The following is a 19,536-nucleotide window of genomic DNA, read 5'->3' on the forward strand; positions in this document are numbered from 1 at the left end:
GAGTGATGCCACGACATCGCCTCGTGATGGAACAACTGCGAATCCGTCACCGTTCCGTCAAGGGAACGATCCTATGATCGTAGAGAGCCAGTACCTGTTTCACCATCGTCACGGGTTCTCCTCGGAAGGACTGGTCGGGCGCATTGGATAGAACTACTACAGCCAGACTATCGTCTGGGAAAATCGCGTTGAAGCAGTATCCCCCTGCGAAAGGGGCATAGCCGTTATGCCACACTTCACGGTGGGTTCCAATGGAAGTGGCGACGAAGCCCATCGCATATTCTAGGGGTTTTCCATCCGGCAACCTGCCGTTGGTCCAAAGCTCGCGCCGGGAACCCGAATCAAGTATCTTGTCGCTGAGCAGGGCCGAATCCCAACGAGCCAAATCTCGTGCCGTTGAAACGATGCTGCCGGCGCCATAGTACAGATCAAGGCTGACCGTGCGTTTCACAGGCCGGAAATTTCCATTACTGCCTTCGTACGGCGTCGCGGTTCCCGACTGGGCCGCAAATCCATTCCCGGATGAACTCATGCCGAGTGGGCCGAAAATATGATGAGCCAGAAAACTTGAATACGTAGTACCGGACGCACGGGCAACTACAGCGGCGAGCATCGCATAATTTGTGTTGCTATAAGCCCACTTTGCACCGGGGGCAAAATCAGGTTTATCTGTTCTCAAGAAATTGATGATTGTCTCAGGCGCAATACGTCCGGTAAGTGGCCAGGGATGTTCACGAGTATTCGGCTAATTATGCAGGCCAGAGTCCTGGTTCAAAAGCATCCGAAGAGTGATCCGGTCGGCATTGGGCATACTCGGGACATACTTTTCAAGCTTATCTTCAAGGGAAATCTTACCCTGCTGCGCGAGAAGAAGGATGGATACGGCAGTGAATTGCTTGGTAAGCGAGCCGATGGCGAAACGCGTGTCTGCCGTGACGGGTGATCTTGTCGCAAGGTTGGAAAATCCATATCCCTTAGCGAAGACAATACTTCCGCGCGACCACACGAGAAACGCGAAACCGGGTGCCCGATGGTGGTTATAAGCTTGTTCGCCAATTTGATCGAACGCGGACTTCGCCGGCCTTTCGGCGCTAACCATCACGGGACCACCCAGAGGCAAAATCAACAGGATACCGACAAGTCTCTGAGCGAGGCGACCCATGAATCTGATCCTACTATTCCTTGGGGCAGTCCTCAGTATCCGGCCCCTCATGCTCCAAAAGACATTCCCCGGATAGCAACAGCATAGCCGAGGCGCGGGCGGTGTCAAGGGCGGCTGCGCCGCCGCGAAGCGGTCAAGACCCTTGACACTGCCCTCTCCGCCTCGGCGCACAATCCCAATATCCGGGGAATGTCAGGTTTTTTGCTTCTCTCCGCAAGCATTCCGGGCTTCAGCGCCGTGCAGGCCGTAGCAGCCCAGTGCAGTCCGATACAGCGCGTCTCTCTCAACCAACGGTTGCAGAGCGTTTTAGCGATGAACTGCCATTGCCGGCGCGCCTGCTGGAACGCGCCCGTGTCGCAGAAGATCGGACAGCGCCAGTCCTCCGCCTGCCGCGCGAAGTACGCGCCACGCGCCGGGGAAGCGTTTGCAAACGTTCAATAGTGTCCGGGAATCGAGTAACAAGTTCCACAAATGTGGCGGCGAGCGGGCTGACCTGCCCTCCCTGCTCCCACTTCTCTACCGTGCGCGGGCTGACGCGCAGCATGTTCGCCCAGACCGCGCGGGAGACATTGAATTGCTCGCGAGCCGCAACGAAGAATTCCGCACCCGGAGATTGCTCCACATTGGGAACTGGTACAGCGTGGGAGCGAAGCGTCACCTTGCCCTCGCGCTGGGCTTTCATAGCCTCCACGCCTTCCATCAACTCGGCAAACAGATTCCGCTTTGTCGCGTTCTGCTTTTTCATTTCCTGCTCCTGGCCCTTCGCACGGCACGTTCCGCTTCGAGTAGCCGTCTTAACTGGTCTCGCTCCTCTTTCGTCATATCAGCAGCTTCATCTTTGTGATAAAGCGTCAGCAGCCAGATTTCCTCTTCTGACAAGAAGCGGTAGTAAATAATCCGCAGGCCGCCGCGCCTGCCCTTGCCGCGGCGTGAATCTCCCCACCGCAGCTTGCGAATGCCTCCGGCACCAGGCACCATGTCTCCGGCTTCGGGATTCTTCGCCAAGTACAGCTGCAAATCGGCGAATCCATCATCGTTGAGATAACGATCCCGATACCGCGCGAAGGCCGGCGCTTCGACGAACTGAAACCATCCCGTGCTGTTGCGCCTGGGGCCACTCTGTCTCCTCATTATACCCATGCTGGGTATAGTTCGCAAATTTCTCGTGCTGCGTCGCTGCTGTTCAACTACAAGCCCAGCCCAATATCGTGACCAATGTTTATTTCGTGGCGAGGGACGTGTGGTTCGATTTGATGGGCTGGAGCTTGCTGAATGCTGCGCTCTGGTTGGGGCAAATAAGCTTGCTCACGCGCCAACTCCGTGGCTGACGGACGCGCAGACGAGATTCCAAGTGATTCACGCAGTTGCTCACGGTCGCTGGTGACGATTGCGATTTCGCTGCGACCACGCGAAGCCCCGACGTAGAACAACTCCTGTTTCATGGCATCGGCTGACAGGATTACGCCGTCAACCGTTTTCCCCTGGCTGCGATGGGCGGTAATGGCGTAGCCGTGATCGAATAGGTGATAATTCGTCGGCAGTGTGCGACCATCCTCAAGTTGAATGCGTCCCCGCTCGATACCACGCACTGTCACCAGCTCGCCATTCGTCGCGCGGAAATCGGCATCTCGGCGATTGGCCGTAAGCATGAGCCGGTCGCCCGGAGCCACGTCAATGGATTGCCGCTGATAGACAGAAAAGGAGCGCGTCTGTGCCGGTGTAAAGCTCCTCTCCTCGCCGTGAGCATTGCGAGCGATCACCGTGCCAGAGTCAACACGGCTGACAGTGAGCGACTCGTGTTTCTCCATACCCCTCGCTGCTCGATGCACTACCAGCACCTGCCCCTCACGATAGTTCGCCAGATCACGTTTCTGGGCTTCCGTCCATTGCAAAGGGACATATCGATCCATCGTGACGCTTTGGCCGAGATGTCCGCGCGCAGAAAGGTCATTGCGAATCGCGCGAGTGACGCGGCCAATTTCCTCATGCGTGGGCGCGACAACCAAAACACGCCGCGACGGATCGACGGTCATCTCCCGGTAAAGATCAGCAACCGCCCGGCCACGCTCGCTACAGGGGACCTCGTGCACAGCGCCAAGCCGCTCCAGCTTCTCAAAGCCCTGTTCGGGAGCCTGGCGCTGGGTTTGAATGGCGTCTCTATATTGTGCGTGTGTCTGGCGCTGTACGCCGGTCAGAGAGACGCTCTTCATCTGCGACTCGCGCTCCAGAATGCGCAGGGCGTCTGACGCCTCGACGCTCTGTATCTGGCGTGTATCGCCCGAAAAAACGACGCGTGCCATATGTTGCTCGGCAAGCCGGAGTATGCCCTCCATCTGTCGCCCCGAGATCATTCCGGCCTCATCGACGACCAAGACCCTGCCCCGGAGCGCAGATTGGGCCGTTTCGTCCCCAACCAGGCGTGAGACCGTCATCGCATCGCGAAAGCCCACCTTTTGCAACTCCTCCACCGCACCGCGCGTGGGCGCAACCGCTGTGACTTCGCGGCCAGACTCACGCAGGCCGCGATCAATCTCCTTAAGTGTCGCGGTCTTGCCGGTTCCGGCAGCCCCGCGCAAATTGATGGCAAAATCGCGAGAATCCAGAACCTGCTGCACGGCGCGCCGTTGCTCATCACGCAGGTGCTCGGATGGTTGAAACTCATGTCTGCCGCCAAGCCGCGCGTATTGGTCGGTGCCATGGTTCACCATGGCAACCATGCGCTGTTCACGATCCAGACTCTCGTGTGTGGCCAGCCGGTCGCCGGCATGAATGACGGCTCCCTGGGATTTTTCGATTTCCAGCGCGCCGCGCAACTGGCTGAGATCGACCCGTCCACGACCGTATCGCAGAGCTTCGGCTAGCAGTTCGTGATCGTAGACGACAGAGCGGCGTTCGAAGAGATGGTCCTTTGCGTGTTGCAGCGAATCCGCCGCTGGCGAAAATTCATATGAACCGCTCCGGCTTTGCTCCAGGGATGCGCCTCGCAGGCGATCCAGGCTGTGAGATTCTTCCGGTGAGAGTCGTGCTCGTTGTTGTTGGCGAACTTGTTCCGTGGCAATCTCGGTGAGCTTGTCAGCGTGGGATTCCCGGACCAGCACGGCCACTTCGTTGTCTGTCGGCTTCCGGCCATGATGTTCTTTGAATTCTTCAATGGCTGCGTCGCGCTGTGCGCTTCGCTGACTGTAGCGTTCCAGAAGTTCATCTGCCACGCCACGAATTTCAAAGCCGAGATCCCGGCCACGGGAATCACGGCGTGGTTCAATCTCATAACCAAGATTCCGCACCTCGTTTGCCAGAGCGTTCCGGTAGACCTCTGTGAGGTATGCCCGCCGCTCGTACAGCCCCGACGCCTGCAAAGCCTTCCACCGGCCCTCTACGCCGTCGTAGGTAAGATTGGCGGCCACGGCGTGAGTATGCAGTTGTGGATCGAGTTCTCGGCTTGTATCGTGCCGATACGTCGCGATAATCCAATTGCCGGTTACGCGATTCTCATTCGCTCCGTTCGGTCGCACACGAGCGCCTGCATGGTTTTCCGCTTCCGCCAGGGCTTCGCCGACGGCTTTATCGTGGGCGGCGACCAGGCGCTCGTCACGGCCAACCACAGCTTGAACAGAAACCGACTTTGGCGCAGAGAATGTCAGATCGTAGAGAGACCGCGCCTTGCTCTGTTCGCTCCCGTCACCGTTTGTCCGGTCGGCGCTGTGGCGCGGGCGCAGGAACTCGCCGGTTTCGGGATGCAGCCCTTGCCGCACCGCCTCAAACTGTTCAGGTGCGACGTTGCCCCGCAGCCCAAGCAGCTCTGCGCCGCGGCCGTGCCACTCGCCCTGTACACGACGGTGTTCGTCGTAGTAGTCGCTGTGTTGCAGATGCCGCTGTGCATAGCCAGCGCCGCCGGTCATAGCCCGTATAGTCAGCACGAACCGACACTAACGCTGTTCGAATTTGTAATGCAACTTCCTTGTGTCCCGCCGTCTTGATTACCGTCCAATGCAGAAGCCTACAGGAGCATGGCCCTACGCCCAGTTTGCCGGTATTGCGGTCTTCACGGACAGAATCCGCAGGCGTCATTTCGGCTGAGTCCGGCCAAGATCGTTCTCGCTGCGCTCGTTTTGAAGGTAGACACCATCCCTAAGCCTCACGGCTTAGGAACGGTCGTGTCTGGTGCTCGGCTCGAATGAGACTCGAACAATCTAAGACCGTAATCGAGTCAATTCGGCAGCCATTCGAGGTGCGTACCACCCGGTGAGTTGAGGGACCGTTGCGGTTGGAGCTTTCGCTAAGAATTCGCTGCGTTTTATAATTGGTGACCAAGAACATCGGTTCCGGAATTTGCACGTTCTAAGCCCTTAACAGTTCGGCACTTACCTGTCAGAATGCGAAATCGTTCTGCGCGCGCTGGCGTAATCCCGGAAGGACTTGCTGACTGGGAAGGCGGGCTGGCGAATAAATGTTATGCCATGCCAGATGGAGCAAGTAACGTATGGCGACGACCCCAACTCGCGCGAATGAAGAATTGCGCCTTACCCTGTCGGAGGTTCGTAAAGACCTCCTTGACTTTGGCCTGCGCAATCCCCTCCTTAATTATAGGCTCTTGAAAACGCGAGGGCTCGAAGTTCCTGAAACGCCCCCAGCAGATGTTTTCCGCCTGCTCGTCACCGAGGGTGCAGAGCTTTCATTTCTTCCTATTGAAGCGACGCCGCGCATGGGGCTGCTTTATGAGCCCGAGGACAGCGAGCGAGATGATCGACGCGCACTTGTGCGAACGATGTCGGGTAAAAGAACACAGACGCAGCAGCAAATGGGCTTTGAACCCAATTCCAATGAGTTGCCAACAGGCCTTTCTGAAAAGGAATTAGAAAAACGACTCCTGGCTACTTATTACGCCGCCAAGAGTTCGATTGAAGAGCAAGGAGTCAACACCCTGTTCATCGCCCTTGGTATGCTCATCTGGCGAGACTCCAAAAATGCCGATGAGGTTCGCCGCGCACCACTATTGCTGATTCCAGTCGAGTTGGAGCGGCGAAGTGCGGGCGAAGGGTTCCATCTGAAATACTCTGGCGACGACGTGGCCCCGAATGTCTGTCTGCTGGAATACCTAAAACAGTCGTTTGGTCTTGTTCTGGATGGATTATCTGATTCGGAAGAGATCGACGTTGACTCCTATCTCTATTCCTTTGGTAAGGCTGTTTCCAAGCAAGATGGTTGGAGCGTCGATCCAGAGTCGGTAGTCCTGGGGTTCTTCTCATTCGCAAAGTTTTTGATGTATCGAGACCTTGACCCAGCTACGTGGAACGACGAATCAATGCTGCTCAACCACGACGTTTTGAATCGCCTCCTCGGGGCAAGTACCTTTACAGGGGACGCATCACCCCTCTCAGATGACGTATTCGTCGATGACCATATCCCTCCATCGAGTACCGCGCACGTCGTGGACGCCGACAGCACCCAGTCGCTCGCCATTTTCGACGTGCAGCGCGGACTAAATATGGTGATTCAAGGGCCACCCGGAACCGGAAAATCGCAAACAATTGTCAACCTGATCGCAGGTGCCTTGGCCTCTGGGCAAAGAGTGCTGTTCGTCGCTGAGAAAAAGGCTGCGCTTGAGGTTGTCAAGAGTCGGCTAGATCGCATCGGACTGGGAGCAGCGTGCCTTGAATTGCACAGCAACAAGATCAAGAAGAAGGAAGTTATCGGCGAGTTGAAGCAGACTGCATGGCTTCAAACCAGAGCCGCCCGGCGCGACGAATCGACTGTCGCTGCATTGGATGAAGCAATCACTCGGCTAAACGAATACTGCAATGCGGTCAATTCCCAAGTTGGCAAATCGGGTGAGACCATCCGTGATCTCTACGGTTTAGTCTTGCCTCTAAACAGGAAACTGAGTGGCATTGCACGCCCCGGGCTGGAGATTTCCAACTGCCTGAACTGGACATCTGCCGATGTTTATCGCCGCCAAGAACTCGTTGAGCAACTACAGGAGCGTGTCTCGCAGATTGGCGTACCAAGTCAACATCTATTCTGGGGGAGCCAGCTTCAGGTAGTGCTGCCATCCACCAAGGATAGTATTTGCCGTTCACTGAACGACGCCGAAGCCACAGCTGCAGCCCTTCACATCGCCGTGTGCAACGTGGCAACAATGCTTGGTCAAACACCCCCAGAGTCGCGTAGAGCGTTTGACGCTCTTTGTGCCACCGCGAGACAGGTTGCACTCGCCCCACCACTGGAAAGCATCGACACAGCGAATCCAGATTGGCTTAACCAAGAGTCGCAAATCGAGTCTGCGTTGTCAGCCCTCTCGGATGTCGTAGGCATCCGCTCTCACTGGCAAGGTCTTATTCGTGAGGAAGCATGGTCCACGGATGTATCGCAACTCCAAGCAGTGCTAAATGAACTGAGCCACAAGTGGTGGAGAATCTTTTCCTCTCGCTGGAAATTTTTGAAGCGCGAGGTCGCTGCGCTGATTACCAAGCCCATCGGTCAGTCGAATGCGCCTATGAACGAAATACTTGAAGCCATCAGTTCGGAAGCAAAGGGTACTGCTGTCCTGGCATCTTCAAGGCAACTTCTTTCAAGCCTCTACGGGGTTCATTGGAGAGATGAACAATCCGATGTGCCTCTCTTGAAGAGTCAATTCGCGTGGATCGTTGCTACAAAGCGCGGTGTAAAGGCAGGGCAATTCGACGAATGGTGCCTCAACGCAGCAGTTGCGTTTTCAGATAAGGCTGCACTTCTGGAACGTCTGTCGGAAATTGACACTCTCGTTCAAGCGTATTGGACGCGCTTGGAAGAAGTTTCCGATAAGTTGAAACTCGGCGACGCCAATTCTTGTCCACTTCGGGCAGCTCTTTCGACGAAGTGGGGCAAAGACGCTGCTACCTTCTTCAAGTCTGTTTCGGAAGCGGTGGGTGATCTCGATGGCATCGCAGCATATTTGCAAGATCGGGATCGGTGCAAAGATGACGGGTTAGAGAGTGTTGTGCAATTGGCAGACACTTGGAAGGATGCGGGGCGGTATCTATTCGACTTCTTCGAGTACACGCGGGCATCGAAACTTCTGGAGACAGCTTTCCAGAATAGCCCCGTTCTTTCATCTTTCGATGTGCTGCGCCATAAAAGCACATGCCAGTCTTTTCGAGAACTCGATTTGCGTCATATCGAATTGAGGCGCGAGGCGCTCGCAAGAAAGCACGTTGACGGTCTGCCTAGGAATGGAACTGACAGTGGCCAGATCAGTGTTCTTTGGAGAGAGTTCGAGAAGAAGGCCCGTCACATGACCATCCGCAAGTTAATCAGCAAAGCGGGCAATGTGGTCCAGACCATCAAACCCGTCTTTCTGATGAGCCCGCTTTCAGTGGCAAACTTTCTACCGCCTGGCACTATCAATTTCGACCTCGTGATCTTCGATGAAGCGAGCCAGGTCAGACCAGCGGATGCGCTGGGGGCGATTGTTCGTGGAAAACAGACGGTCGTGGTCGGCGATAGCAAGCAGCTTCCTCCGACGAGCTTTTTTGAAACCATGGTGGCGCAGGACGCCGATACAGAGGACGACGATGCCGTTGCCACATCCGATATTGAAAGCATTCTTGGACTGTTTTGCTCAAGAAGAGCGCACCAGCGCATGCTTCGGTGGCACTACCGCAGCAAACATGAATCGCTGATTGCCGGGTCGAATCATCTGTTTTACGATAACCGGCTTGTCGTGTTTCCAAGCCCTGACCGGCACAAACAAAATGTCGGATTGGTTTATCGGCGCATTGAAAACGCGCACTACGACAGATCGCGTACAAGAACAAATCCGAATGAAGCAAGAGCGGTTGCGGAGGCAGTGATTCGTCACGCAAAGGAGCAACTGGAGAAACCGGCAAAGGAACGGTTGACGCTTGGAGTGGCGGCACTCAGCGTTGCACAGCGTGACGCGATCCTCGATCAACTTGAAATGCTTAGGCGGCATTCACCTGCAAGCGAGGAATTCTTTGTAGCTACATCACATGAGCCATTCTTCGTGAAGAACTTGGAAAATGTTCAGGGTGATGAACGGGATGTGATTTTCATCAGCATCGGATACGCGAGAACTGCCGAAGGCTATTGGGCAAACAGTTTTGGGCCAGTAAATCGCGCTGGGGGAGAACGGCGGCTCAACGTGCTGTTTAGTCGTGCCCGAATCCGATGCGAAGTATTCACCGGAATTTGTTCGGAAGACATCAACACAGAAAACAGCGGCGATGGTGTAAGAGCACTCAAGACCTTCTTGTCTTATGCCGAGCATGGTCAACTCGATGTTCCTTTTGCTTCTGGCCGCGCATCAGATTCGCCGTTTGAAGAAGAAGTTGTAAACGCGCTTCAAATGCGAGGCCATACCGTCCATACTCAAGTTGGCTCAGCGGGCTTCTTTCTCGATCTGGCAGTTGTTGACCCCGATTCTCCGGGCCGATACCTGCTCGGCGTTGAGTGCGATGGGGCAGCGTACCACAATGCTCGCTCAGCCCGTGACAGAGATCGTCTTCGTCAGGCGGTCTTGGAGTCCCTTGGTTGGAAGATTCATCGCATTTGGTCAACCGCATGGTTTCGAGCGCCCGAAAAGGAAATGAGGGCTTTGGAGGCGGCTATCGAAGAAGCCAAGCTGCACCGTGGCGAAAATCCGAAGGAGAGCACCAAGCAGAAAGTCAAACCAGCATCCTCTCCCATACGACGCCCCGACGATCTAAGCGATCCTCCGCCTTTGGCAATCCAGTCGCTAAACGGCACAAGGTATAAGTTCGCAAAAATGAAAATCAATCTTGGTATGCAGGAATTACACGAGGTTTCGCGGGAACAACTGGCCAACTGGCTGCAACAAGTGGTTGCTGTTGAAGGGCCTGTTCATTGGCTGGAAGCTACAAAGCGCATTGCAGATGCTGCAGGAATTCAGCGTGTTGGCAATCGCATTCAAAAGGCATTTCAAAGTGCTTGCACCTACGGGCATATGTACAAGAAATTCGAGAGCCGCAAGGGATTTCTCTGGTCTTATGACCCCGTTCCTGTTCAGGTTCGTGATCGCTCTGAATTTCCGCCGCAGCAAAAGAAGCTTGAATATGTGGCCCCCGAGGAGATTTGTGCCGCCATAGAACAGGCGGTGAAGGAGAGCTACGGAATGGCCGCCGCCGATGTCGCAGTTGCAGCCTGTCGCCTCCTAGGATTTGCGCGTATTACCGAAGATATGCGTGCGGCTATTGGAGAGCAACGAGAGAAGCTAGTCAAAGAAGGCAGATTGGAGTTGAGGGGAGAGACCTTAGTACTGAATCAAGATATCTCAGTGCGTTAAGTACCTTTTGGCAGCAAGTCTTTAGTCCCGACGAGATAGAGCCGTTCAGCCGGATCACTGGCAAGCTGCAGCAATTCGGGCGAGAAGCCTCCCAACGCGAAGAGGACATAACTGGGCTTGTTCCGCCAGCGAGCCTCGGGCAAGCTGGCAACCTTCGCTTGCAGCGCGCTCAGATCGATCAGGCGCATTACACTATCCGCGCGCCACTTGCATTCGCCAAAGAGGTAGGTTCCGTCAGCGAGTTCCGCCATGAGGTCGATTTCGATGCGACCGTCACGGCTCCAATAGCGGGCCATCTTGCGAACTGTCAAGCCGAGACGCTGTTTTGCGTGACGTTGAAGCCACTGCCCGCAGATTTCCTCGAATACCGACCAGCCCATGTACTCGGCCAAGCGAGGCGCGACATGGGTGGCATACACAGCCGCAGGATCAGAAAACTGCAAGTCGCTGGCAAGCGGCGCGACGAAGCGATACCAGAAAGCCAGGAACGGATCGGCAACGCGGTACAAGTGCGCGACGTTCGGAATGCTCGTCAAAAGGCAATTCGCGTCGAATCCAACCCCGTTTCCAGAAGGCTGCGCAAAGGCTTTGAAAGCGCCCCGCGTTCCACACCGATCAACTGTTGAATGCCGTTGAATTTTGTTTCGCCGCCAGCAATCGCGGCAAGAATTGCGTTGTAAGGCGCAGGGTCGCGAATCTGTTCGCTGCCAAGGAGGAAGCGCACTTCATTTTCGAGAATGGCGCGCGGCTGCATCAAGAGAGTGACAATCTCTTCGGCAGGTGGGCGAGACGGATCGACCAGAGCGTGATACCGCGGTGTTCCGCCAAAAACACCGTACATTAGCAGCTTTTCAACAACGCCATAGTGCGGGCTGTTTGCGTAGAAGCAGGCGACATCTTCGTACTGAAGCGGATCATGCCGAGCCGAAAGTTCGGCGCAAAGACCTGTCCTAGAGTTACCGGCATCTGAAACGTGGAGTTCGACGCTGGTTTCGTCTTGAGAGATGCGAAAGGCGGGAAAGGGATGGTTCCGAGCGGTGTCCCTGACCATGGATCGCTCAGTGGAATGTTCTGACCGAGGGAAGGGTTCGCGTAAAACGTAAAGGTTGGGCTGAAGGGGGCAATATCTGCGATGTGATTGTACTGCGAGTAGCGCAGCGGAGCCGTGAAGATGCCGAAGCCGCTGCGGACCGCTGTCCCCTTGCTGAAGAAAGGCTGCCAGCTGAATCCGATTCTTGGCTCGACGTAGCCATACGTAGTTGGCATAAGAGCGTCGGTAATCCCCGTATCGCCCGGGAAGACCATACCACGCGGTGCGTTGGGGAACCGCGTGCTCTGCTGCCCTGGGACAAAGACCGACCCGCGACCTCCCACGGAAGCAGGAGGGGTATTCGGATCCCACCGCACGACAAGATTCACAGTGAGATTTGGCCTCAACTGATATTGGTCCTGCGCATAGAGACCGAACTGCCAGCCTTTGACGCTGATGATCTCGCCGGCGCCCTGTGTGAATTGATAGACATCTCCAAGCAGAAAGTCGGCGAGGCCGAAGCCGGTATATCTATTCGAGAACTTCAGAATGGGCACGCTAGGATAGTCAGCAGACTCCTGTGCAAACTGCCTGTTGACATCGACACCGAGCGTCACGGAATGGTGCTGACCGAACTGACGTGTTACGGCCTCGGTCAAGCCATAGGTCCTGTGGTTTTCGTCTTCGAGCTCCGGGGAGTGTGTATTGAAGCTGTTTGTAACGCTGAACTGTTCAATATAGCAGCTATCCGGAGGATCGACAACATTGATGACTTTCGACCAGCAGAAGGCATCTCCTTAATTGTCTCTGACTGTGCCAGCCGCATTCACATGTTCGCCTGTCCAGGGTGATATTGTTCAAGGTTTTCGCATTGATCGCCCAGGTGTGGCCAATAGCCTCATTGAAGTATTTGCCTGGTATTGCCTGCAGCCACGCCAGAATGTTCCCATTCACGGAACCTCCCTTCTGGTTGTAATACTGGGTGAAGCTGCGGACGAAGAGATGTTGATTGTCGTTGATCGTGTAATCGATCCTCGCCGTTCCTTCGTTATAGGAGTCGTGCTGAGCCGGTCCGGCATAATTCGTCAAACCGGTCGCTGGCGTCTGTCCGAGAGGGAGGGCGGTCGTTGCGATCGTCACTGCGGCACTGTTGAAGAGAGCAGGGTTGACCTGATTCGGCTTTCCGTTGACCGTAGCGAACGGAGCCTTAAGGGTTGTGGGTACCGCACTGAAATCGCCGTTGAGCATCGCCTGGGTCGGCGTATATGTCGTATTCCTTGCTGCGTTGGTGCTTTCCCTAGTTCCCTGGTAGTTCACAAAGAAGAAGAGCTTGTCTTTGAGGATCGGGCCTCCGACGTCGCCACCAAATTGATTTCTCTTCAGTGAATCGACGGCGTGCGAGAAGTAGTTCGCGGCGTTCAGGTTGTTATTGCGAATGAACTCGAAAAGGTCGCCGTGAATCTGATTGGTGCCCGATTTCGTTTGCACGCTGACCACTGCATTCGGTGCGAAACCGTAGCGGGCATCGAAGTTGTTGGAGATGACTTTGAACTCCTGGGTCGCGTCCGAATTTGGAAACGGCGCTGCCAGTAGCAGGTAGGTGTTCATATTCGGCGCACCATCGAGGAGATAGTAAGTGCTCCCCTGTCTGCCGCCGCCCGCGGAGGCTCCGGTTTCATCCGGGAGGGACTGACCTCCCTGTAATTTGCTGGCCGTAGAAAACATGACGTTGCTGATACCTGGAGTCAGAAAGACCAGATTCGCGGGATTGCGGCCATTGAGCGGAAGCTCTTTGACGGAGTTCTCGCCGATGACCTGGCTGATCTCGCTGTTGGTTGTATTCACGAGGGCCGCGCCGCCTGTCACTGTGACGGTCTCGTTGGTGCTTCCTACCTCGAGCGCGATATCGACGGTGGCATTCTGTCCTACGGTCAGAGTGATTTCGGTCTGGATCTTTCTTTTGAAGCCGTTGGCATCGACCGTGACGGTATAAGGGCCGGGCAGCAACCGGCCGACGTTGTAGACGCCGGAGGCGTTGGTCACTGTGTCCTGGCTTGCGTTCGTCGCGGAGTTTTCGACGTGGAAATGGGCTCCAGGAACTGCGGCGCCGGTCGTATCGGCAACCGTGCCCGTAAGTGTGGCGTTCGTCACTTGAGCAGACGAAACAGACGTGAAAATCAGGATACTGGCGAAAGCCCCCATAAGTGTTCGTAGCATTCGCGTTACATGCATCGATATTGTCCTTCTCTCTCTGTGGAAGCTCGCCGAGCGGTTTCACTTCGGCGTAACTCTTCTATGGAAATGCAAAGCTGGTGAATGCTACCCATCGGGAGAAATGATCGGCAATCGCACTTCCGCAGGTTAAGGGAATCCCACAATTGTCAAGACGGAGATGCTACATACGTCCCGTTGGCGAATCGCACAAATGTACTACTCATCGCTCCGATGGATCGACGACGTAGCACTTGAGGGGGCACACACGAATAAAATGAAGCATGTCGCTCATGAGCTGGACGGAAGCAACGAAACTATGCCCGTTCTTTGCTGCGGTTCGCACCCGTCCTGGGGATAGGTCCCGGGTCCAACATGTCCACCGGTCATGGAGCAGGATCGGTCGCCATTGCTTGCAGGTCGCAAAGAGGCTTTTCGTCATTTCGTATTGTCTGGGCTTGAGCCTCTGCTGTGCACAGTCTGTACCACGATTCATCGAGCACGCGCGCGATGTACTCGTTCTTAGCTCGGAAGATGCTGCGAGAGCAATCTCGGTCACACTTCATGCGGTGGTGACCTGTACCACGGACTATGGGCTCTTTGTTGAAGACCGAACGTCCGGCATCTGGATTGATTGGAGCCACCCGAAAGACTTTGCTCCCGGCGATGAGCTCAAAATCAAAGGTCATTCCAACGTCGGAATCTTCTCACCCACCGTGACAGCTGATTCCATCCAGAAGCTCGGGAAAGCTCCAGTACCTTCACCTCGACCTGCCAATTTGAGGCGGTTACTGAGCGGTGATGAAGAATCTCAGTATGTCAGTGTCATTGCCACGGTGCGCTCCATAGGCTTTCGCCCCAATGTACACCCTCACAGAGGGTTTGGCTCAAGCTCACCATAGACAACAGTTCTATCTTTGCAACATTGCCAGAAAGCGCTCGTGCCGTAGCAAATGGCTTGATCGATGCTGTAGTTAAAATCGATGCAGCGGCCACATGTGCAAAAACTCCAAACGGACAACTGGCTTTTATTGTTCTGGTGGTGCCCGGAATACGCAGCATCAGCGTCATACATTCAGAGCAATCTGGCGCGCGATGTCAGTCTCATTGCGGCCTAAGAAGTATCCGATTGGGTCGTTTTTCTTGAAGAAGCAATCAAGCTCTTCCGAGAGCTCAAATTTGACGTTCAATATGGTGCGCGCACTTCATCTGTCCCTTTCTAGAGACTGACCATTGCATCGTGCAAATAAAAACAGAGCTCATGCTCATCCCGACATGCTGCGTGAATATTAGCTAGTCGTTCTTCAGGAAGGAAACCAATTATTCTGATACCTTTTGTGCCAATGAGAACTGAAAATGGAATTGCTTGACTCGAAAAGAATCAACCGACGACTGTTGGGAAAAAATGTGAAAGTTCCGCAAATGCTCTGTTCGCCGAAGGATCAAGCCGACACTCTTCGTGAGGAATGATCGTGCGCAAGGCTTCCCGGCAACGAACCAGGTCCGATGCCGTGAATTGGCACTCAAACACGCAAAACTGAAGGTGACCTCCAAATCCGCGTATCAGCTTGAAGACCTTCTCCAGGCGCTTATCATCCGAAATGTCGTAACAGACAAGATAAGAACTCCGCATGGTACTTCTCAACGGCTTGGTTTGCGTAGAGCGTGTTAACGTGTTTTCTTTCGTTTATATGCTCCCATGCAATGGCGGGGTGAAATATGATCGTCGTGGGAGACGCTGCTTCGGTTGCCTCTGCTGCGAGCGTTATTTTGCTCGGCCTCCAATCCTTTTACGGTCCCTGTTTTGGTATGCGCTATGGATTTCCGTTCGTTTTTCTTGTTAAACAATACTCGACTGGCTGCTTTCTTTGATTGCCAAGGCCGCATGGCAGACAAGATGGGGTCTGATCTCCTGAGTGCTCCGACTAGCTTTGGCAAAATGGCTGGTAACTCTTGTCTCGCGTTGGAAACGCGGTTAGGGGGTATTGGGCCGGGTGATGGGCATGATAGTCTACCTGCGATTGAAAGCGCACAGCGAACGGATCAGATTATCCAAATGATCCAAACTATGTAACGAAATATTTGGACAGGCCTCTGGCAAACCATGAAAGAGTCGATCGGCATGAATAACGGGCAAGAAACACTGAGAGATGTGATAGTGTTTGCCAAGCAATTTGAAATACTGACAGGCTTCACGCCAATGAGGTGGCAACAGCGCCTGTACGACGAATACTTTGCTAACGGCGCGTTGCCTTCTTCGGTCAGCATGCCCACAGGTCTGGGTAAGACAGCGGTCATGGCTATTTGGCTGGTTGCTTTGGCACAGCAGATGAAGTCAGGCCAAGTCAGTTTGCCACGCCGTATGGTTTATGTGGTGGACCGCCGCGCTGTGGTCGACCAGGCGACGCATTTTGCCGAAGACCTGCGCGCTAATCTTCAGAATATTGAAGCCATAGAGCTGCGTGACGCACTAGGGTTGGGAGAGGCCGAAGCCCTACCCATCTCCACTTTGCGGGGCCAATTCGTAGATAACCGCGACTGGTTGGAAGACCCATCGCATCCTGCCATCATCGTCGGCACGGTCGACATGGTCGGCTCACGGCTGCTCTTCGAGGGCTATGGAGTCAGCCCCAAGATGCGGCCTTATCACGCTGGACTACTTGGAGCAGACACGCTGGTGCTGCTGGACGAGGCGCATCTGGTTCCACCTTTTGAAGCGCTGCTGGCCGAGATCGCCGAAAATGCTGGACGATATGGTTCGCAGGAGAAAGCACTTGGAGCACTGATTCCGAAATTTCAACTATTGCCACTATCAGCCACCGGGCGCAGACAAACGGCGCGCCCGTTTGTGCTGGAAGAAAGGGATTTTCGTAATCCCGATGATGCCATCGTCCTGCCACGCCTTTTCGCAGAAAAGCACCTGACCTTGCATGCAAAAAGCGGCGAGAAACTCGAAGATGGCTTGGCCAAGCTAGCCTGGGCCGCCGCACGAGAGACGCAAGAACCAAACAACGGCGAGAATACGAATACTAGTCTCAAGCCCGTGCGTGTCATCGTCTACTGCGATTCGCGCGACGTGGCGGAAAAAACCAAGGCTGCGCTTGACAAAAAAGCCGAGGAAACCGTCTCCAAAGGAAGAACAGAGCTTTTCGTAGGCGCACGCCGGGTGAGAGAACGCACCATGGCCGAACAGCGGTTGAAGGAATTGGGGTTTCTTGCAGACACTGGTAAGCAAACGGCGCCAGCCTTCCTTGTGGCTACTTCGGCAGGTGAAGTCGGCATAGACCTGGATGCTGACCATCTGGTTTGCGATCTGGTGGCCTGGGAACGAATGGTGCAACGCTTCGGGCGCGTGAACCGGCGCGGAGGCGAAAATCGGCTAGCGAATATAGTGGTCATTGATGAAGGCGAGCCCCAACCTAAAAAGCAGGAAGCGCCGACTGCCGATGAGCAGATGCGCATACGCATCTACCGAGGCGTCAAGCAACTGCTCGAAAAATTGCGTGACGTTCATAGCGCGACAATCAGCGTCAGTCCTGAATCTTTGCGCCAACTGAATGAACGCGCCAGCAAGGACGACACCCTGCGTCAACTCATCGCTGATGCCAGTTCTCCTGCGCCGCTGCGTCCGGCACTGAACCGCGCGCTGGTGGATGCCTGGAGCATGACCTCTCTGCCAGAACATACCGGGCGGCCTGAAATCGCACCTTGGCTGCGTGGCTGGGTGGACGAGGAGCCGCAAACGACGGTGGTGTGGCGCAAGTACCTGCCGGTGCGTACAAAGCCGCAGGTGACGAAAAAAGAAATCGAGGATTTCTTCGAGGCTGCGCCGATCCATACGAGCGAAACGCTGGAAACGGAAGCATTCTCCGTTATGAAGTGGTTGAAGGCTCGGGCCAGTAAATTCGACGTAGAAGTAAACGATCATGTATGCGGCATATTGCTGACTGTGGATGGCAAGTTCGCCCAAGCCTTGTATGTGAAGGACTTGCTGGGTGATTTAGAAAGTGACAAAGAGCGCCATAAAGACATAGAGAAAAAACTGACAGGCAAAACTCTCGTCCTCACTGCGAACTTCGGTGGCTTGAAGGATGGCTTGCTAAAAAAGGACGAGAAAGATGGCTGGTTGAGTCCCGACAGGGAGAGGTTGCAATTGCCTGAAACTGCCGATGGCGATGCGCACTGGATGGATACAGACGGAGAGACGCCGCCCGTTATTCGCTTCCGCATCGTCGAACGCGATACGAAGTCCGCAGAAGACAGCGATGATGCCTGGCTTGAAAGCCAGCGCTTTGTGTTGGAACGTAGCGACGACGGCGAAATCACGCGCTGGCTCTCCATCCAGAAATGGCGCGACACCTCGAACACCGAGAACGACCGCGCGGAAGGGCGGCCACAGGCGCTGGCTGAGCACCAGTGCTGGACAACGAAGCGTGCAGAAGCGATTGGTAAACGGCTCGGTCTTCCAGAGGACTATATCGCCATGCTGGCAATCGCCGCGCGATTGCACGACGAAGGCAAGCGCGCCAGGTGCTGGCAGAAAGCCTTCCAGGCAGAGCGTGACAAGAAGAAATTTGGCATATCGGGCGACTTGGCCAAAACGCGCGGCCCTATCCATCAACAAATGCTGGGCGGTTACCGGCACGAATTTGGTTCGCTACCCCATGCGAAAGATGACGCCGAGTTCAAGAAGCTCCCGGAAGAACTGCAAGACCTTGCCTTGCATCTGATTGCCGCACATCACGGTTACGCACGGCCCTTGATCGCTACCAGTGGCTGTGATGATGCGCCTCCTTCAATGTTGGAAGAACGCGCCTGCGAAGTGGCCCTGCGCTTTGCCCGCCTGCAAAAACGTTGGGGGCCGTGGGGCCTGGCATGGTGGGAATCGCTGCTGCGCGCTGCCGATGTGCAGGCGTCGCGTGACAACGACAAGAGGGAGAAGAACTGATGGCCGAATCAAAAATCCCGGTGGACTTGTTCAACCCGGGCCAGGTGTTCGCCTGCCTCGGCTTCATGGAACTGGCTGATGTGCTGCTCGGCGATGCCGAAGCGGGGTTTGATTGGAGTGATAAGGAGCAGGTCTGGTTTCGCCTCGCAGCGAATGGAGACGAATGCCCGTTCAAGGCTGCAATCGAATTTGTAATAGGTGCAGATCTTAAATCCTTATCACCCTCGGCCAATAAAATAAATACAGCAAAGTGGAATGTGCAGACGAGAGAGATCGGTGAAGATGAGGCATTTCCCTTTCCTTCGCCAAATAGCCCCGCCACCTTACCCATTGAACTTTCCAGGGACGGCAGGGTATTTCAAGTAAATCACTGGGGCGACGGCACTGTGCGCGACAACGTGAAATTTTGGGCAGGTTCGGGCGGGTATCCGGGGGCAGCATTGTGGCGCGATGCGGTGGACTTGGTAGAAAAGCAAGCGCTTGCTCACACTGCCAATCCTTTCGCACTGCGAGCACCACAGAGCAGCAGTTTTCGGTTTGACTGGCACAGAGATTACATTCCATTAGATGCAGGGTTCTCGCCGAACGAGCATGGGGACATCGAGATGGTGGGTTACCCGCTGGTGGAGTTGTTTGCAGCCATAGGCATGACTCATGCACGTCCACAGCGGCCTGACAAGCGCAACAAGCTCTTGTATCGCTATGGCGTCATTGGTAGCGATGCGCAAGATGCAGGGCTACTCGCTCCGCCCCTCTTGCGTGTCGCGCTCGGCGCGCATGTACTGCCGTTTCCACAGCGTTGCTTCCGCATGAATTTGGGTTGGCCGGGTCAGGAAAATCAGGCTCGTTGCATTACGACGGTGACCGAAGAATGATCCATGCCA

General features: G+C 55.1%; 12 protein-coding genes and 1 pseudogene. 3 read left to right on the forward strand and 10 right to left on the reverse strand.

The features are described from left to right. Nucleotides 1-46 precede the first annotated feature (46 nt). The 4 genes and pseudogenes from N655_RS20945 to mobF form a co-directional block, all read right to left on the reverse strand. Nucleotides 47-1,213: pseudogene (locus N655_RS20945) on the reverse strand (serine hydrolase domain-containing protein). 232 nt (nucleotides 1,214-1,445) lie between these two features. Beyond that, complete coding sequence (locus tag N655_RS18740) at nucleotides 1,446-1,907, reverse strand: helix-turn-helix domain-containing protein (RefSeq protein WP_069955828.1); 462 nt, start codon at nucleotides 1,905-1,907, stop codon at nucleotides 1,446-1,448. Then, complete coding sequence (locus N655_RS18745) at nucleotides 1,904-2,293, reverse strand: hypothetical protein (RefSeq protein WP_044934579.1); 390 nt, start codon at nucleotides 2,291-2,293, stop codon at nucleotides 1,904-1,906. Before N655_RS18745 ends, N655_RS18740 begins: the two co-directional genes overlap by 4 nt. A 56-nt stretch (nucleotides 2,294-2,349) precedes the next feature. Next, nucleotides 2,350-5,079, reverse strand: coding sequence for a MobF family relaxase (gene mobF, locus N655_RS0112240; protein WP_155987585.1), 2,730 nt, complete (start codon nucleotides 5,077-5,079; stop codon nucleotides 2,350-2,352). Between the two features lie 563 nt (nucleotides 5,080-5,642). On the opposite strand from mobF, the gene N655_RS0112245 reads away from it, so the two are divergent. After that, nucleotides 5,643-10,463 carry a DUF3320 domain-containing protein gene (locus tag N655_RS0112245; RefSeq protein WP_026443225.1) on the forward strand — a complete coding sequence of 1,607 codons (4,821 nt, stop codon included), beginning with the start codon at nucleotides 5,643-5,645 and terminating at the stop codon, nucleotides 10,461-10,463. Here N655_RS0112245 and N655_RS0112250 read toward each other — a convergent pair. The 6 genes from N655_RS0112250 to cas2 form a co-directional block, all read right to left on the reverse strand. After that, nucleotides 10,460-10,999, reverse strand: a complete 540-nt coding sequence (locus tag N655_RS0112250) for a DUF234 domain-containing protein (protein WP_026443226.1) — start codon at nucleotides 10,997-10,999, stop codon at nucleotides 10,460-10,462. The two genes, N655_RS0112245 and N655_RS0112250, sit on opposite strands and share 4 nt — an antisense overlap. After that, nucleotides 10,996-11,304, reverse strand: a complete 309-nt coding sequence (locus N655_RS0112255) for an ATP-binding protein (RefSeq protein ID WP_026443227.1) — start codon at nucleotides 11,302-11,304, stop codon at nucleotides 10,996-10,998. Before N655_RS0112255 ends, N655_RS0112250 begins: the two co-directional genes overlap by 4 nt. Further along, the gene (locus N655_RS19940; protein ID WP_490327960.1) at nucleotides 11,304-12,263 is read right to left on the reverse strand and encodes an outer membrane beta-barrel protein; all 960 of its coding nucleotides are present in this window, start codon (nucleotides 12,261-12,263) and stop codon (nucleotides 11,304-11,306) included. Before N655_RS19940 ends, N655_RS0112255 begins: the two co-directional genes overlap by 1 nt. Then, the gene (locus N655_RS19945) at nucleotides 12,238-13,710 is read right to left on the reverse strand and encodes a carboxypeptidase-like regulatory domain-containing protein (RefSeq protein WP_162173549.1); all 1,473 of its coding nucleotides are present in this window, start codon (nucleotides 13,708-13,710) and stop codon (nucleotides 12,238-12,240) included. The genes N655_RS19940 and N655_RS19945 overlap by 26 nt, the downstream gene beginning before the upstream one ends. 819 nt (nucleotides 13,711-14,529) lie before the next feature. After that, a complete protein-coding gene (locus tag N655_RS20690; RefSeq protein ID WP_162173550.1) occupies nucleotides 14,530-14,775 on the reverse strand; it encodes a hypothetical protein in 246 nt (81 codons plus the stop codon). Between the two features lie 310 nt (nucleotides 14,776-15,085). Further along, nucleotides 15,086-15,337: a CRISPR-associated endonuclease Cas2 gene (gene cas2 / locus N655_RS21210; RefSeq protein ID WP_044934582.1), complete on the reverse strand. Its 252-nt coding sequence runs from the start codon at nucleotides 15,335-15,337 to the stop codon at nucleotides 15,086-15,088. 471 nt (nucleotides 15,338-15,808) lie between these two features. On the opposite strand from cas2, the gene cas3g reads away from it, so the two are divergent. Next, nucleotides 15,809-18,652 carry a type I-G CRISPR-associated helicase/endonuclease Cas3g gene (cas3g, locus tag N655_RS0112285; RefSeq protein ID WP_026443230.1) on the forward strand — a complete coding sequence of 948 codons (2,844 nt, stop codon included), beginning with the start codon at nucleotides 15,809-15,811 and terminating at the stop codon, nucleotides 18,650-18,652. Then, nucleotides 18,652-19,527: a type I-G CRISPR-associated protein Cas8g2 gene (gene cas8g2 / locus N655_RS0112290; protein ID WP_026443231.1), complete on the forward strand. Its 876-nt coding sequence runs from the start codon at nucleotides 18,652-18,654 to the stop codon at nucleotides 19,525-19,527. Before cas3g ends, cas8g2 begins: the two co-directional genes overlap by 1 nt. The last annotated feature ends 9 nt before the right edge of the window (nucleotides 19,528-19,536 follow it).

Source organism: Pseudacidobacterium ailaaui, from assembly GCF_000688455.1.
In the GTDB taxonomy this organism is placed as follows: domain Bacteria; phylum Acidobacteriota; class Terriglobia; order Terriglobales; family Acidobacteriaceae; genus Pseudacidobacterium; species Pseudacidobacterium ailaaui.

Excerpts from the sequence above, each read along its gene's own strand:
- N655_RS18740 (WP_069955828.1), bottom strand. The coding sequence starts at position 1,907 with ATGAAAAAGCAGAACGCGACAAAGCGGAATCTGTTTGCCGAGTTGATG.
- N655_RS18745 (WP_044934579.1), bottom strand. The coding sequence starts at position 2,293 with ATGAGGAGACAGAGTGGCCCCAGGCGCAACAGCACGGGATGGTTTCAG.
- N655_RS0112245 (WP_026443225.1), top strand. The coding sequence starts at position 5,643 with ATGGCGACGACCCCAACTCGCGCGAATGAAGAATTGCGCCTTACCCTG.
- N655_RS0112255 (WP_026443227.1), bottom strand. The coding sequence starts at position 11,304 with ATGTACGGTGTTTTTGGCGGAACACCGCGGTATCACGCTCTGGTCGAT.
- N655_RS19945 (WP_162173549.1), bottom strand. The coding sequence starts at position 13,710 with ATGCTACGAACACTTATGGGGGCTTTCGCCAGTATCCTGATTTTCACG.
- N655_RS20690 (WP_162173550.1), bottom strand. The coding sequence starts at position 14,775 with ATGACGCTGATGCTGCGTATTCCGGGCACCACCAGAACAATAAAAGCC.
- cas2 (WP_044934582.1), bottom strand. The coding sequence starts at position 15,337 with ATGCGGAGTTCTTATCTTGTCTGTTACGACATTTCGGATGATAAGCGC.
- cas3g (WP_026443230.1), top strand. The coding sequence starts at position 15,809 with ATGAAAGAGTCGATCGGCATGAATAACGGGCAAGAAACACTGAGAGAT.
- cas8g2 (WP_026443231.1), top strand. The coding sequence starts at position 18,652 with ATGGCCGAATCAAAAATCCCGGTGGACTTGTTCAACCCGGGCCAGGTG.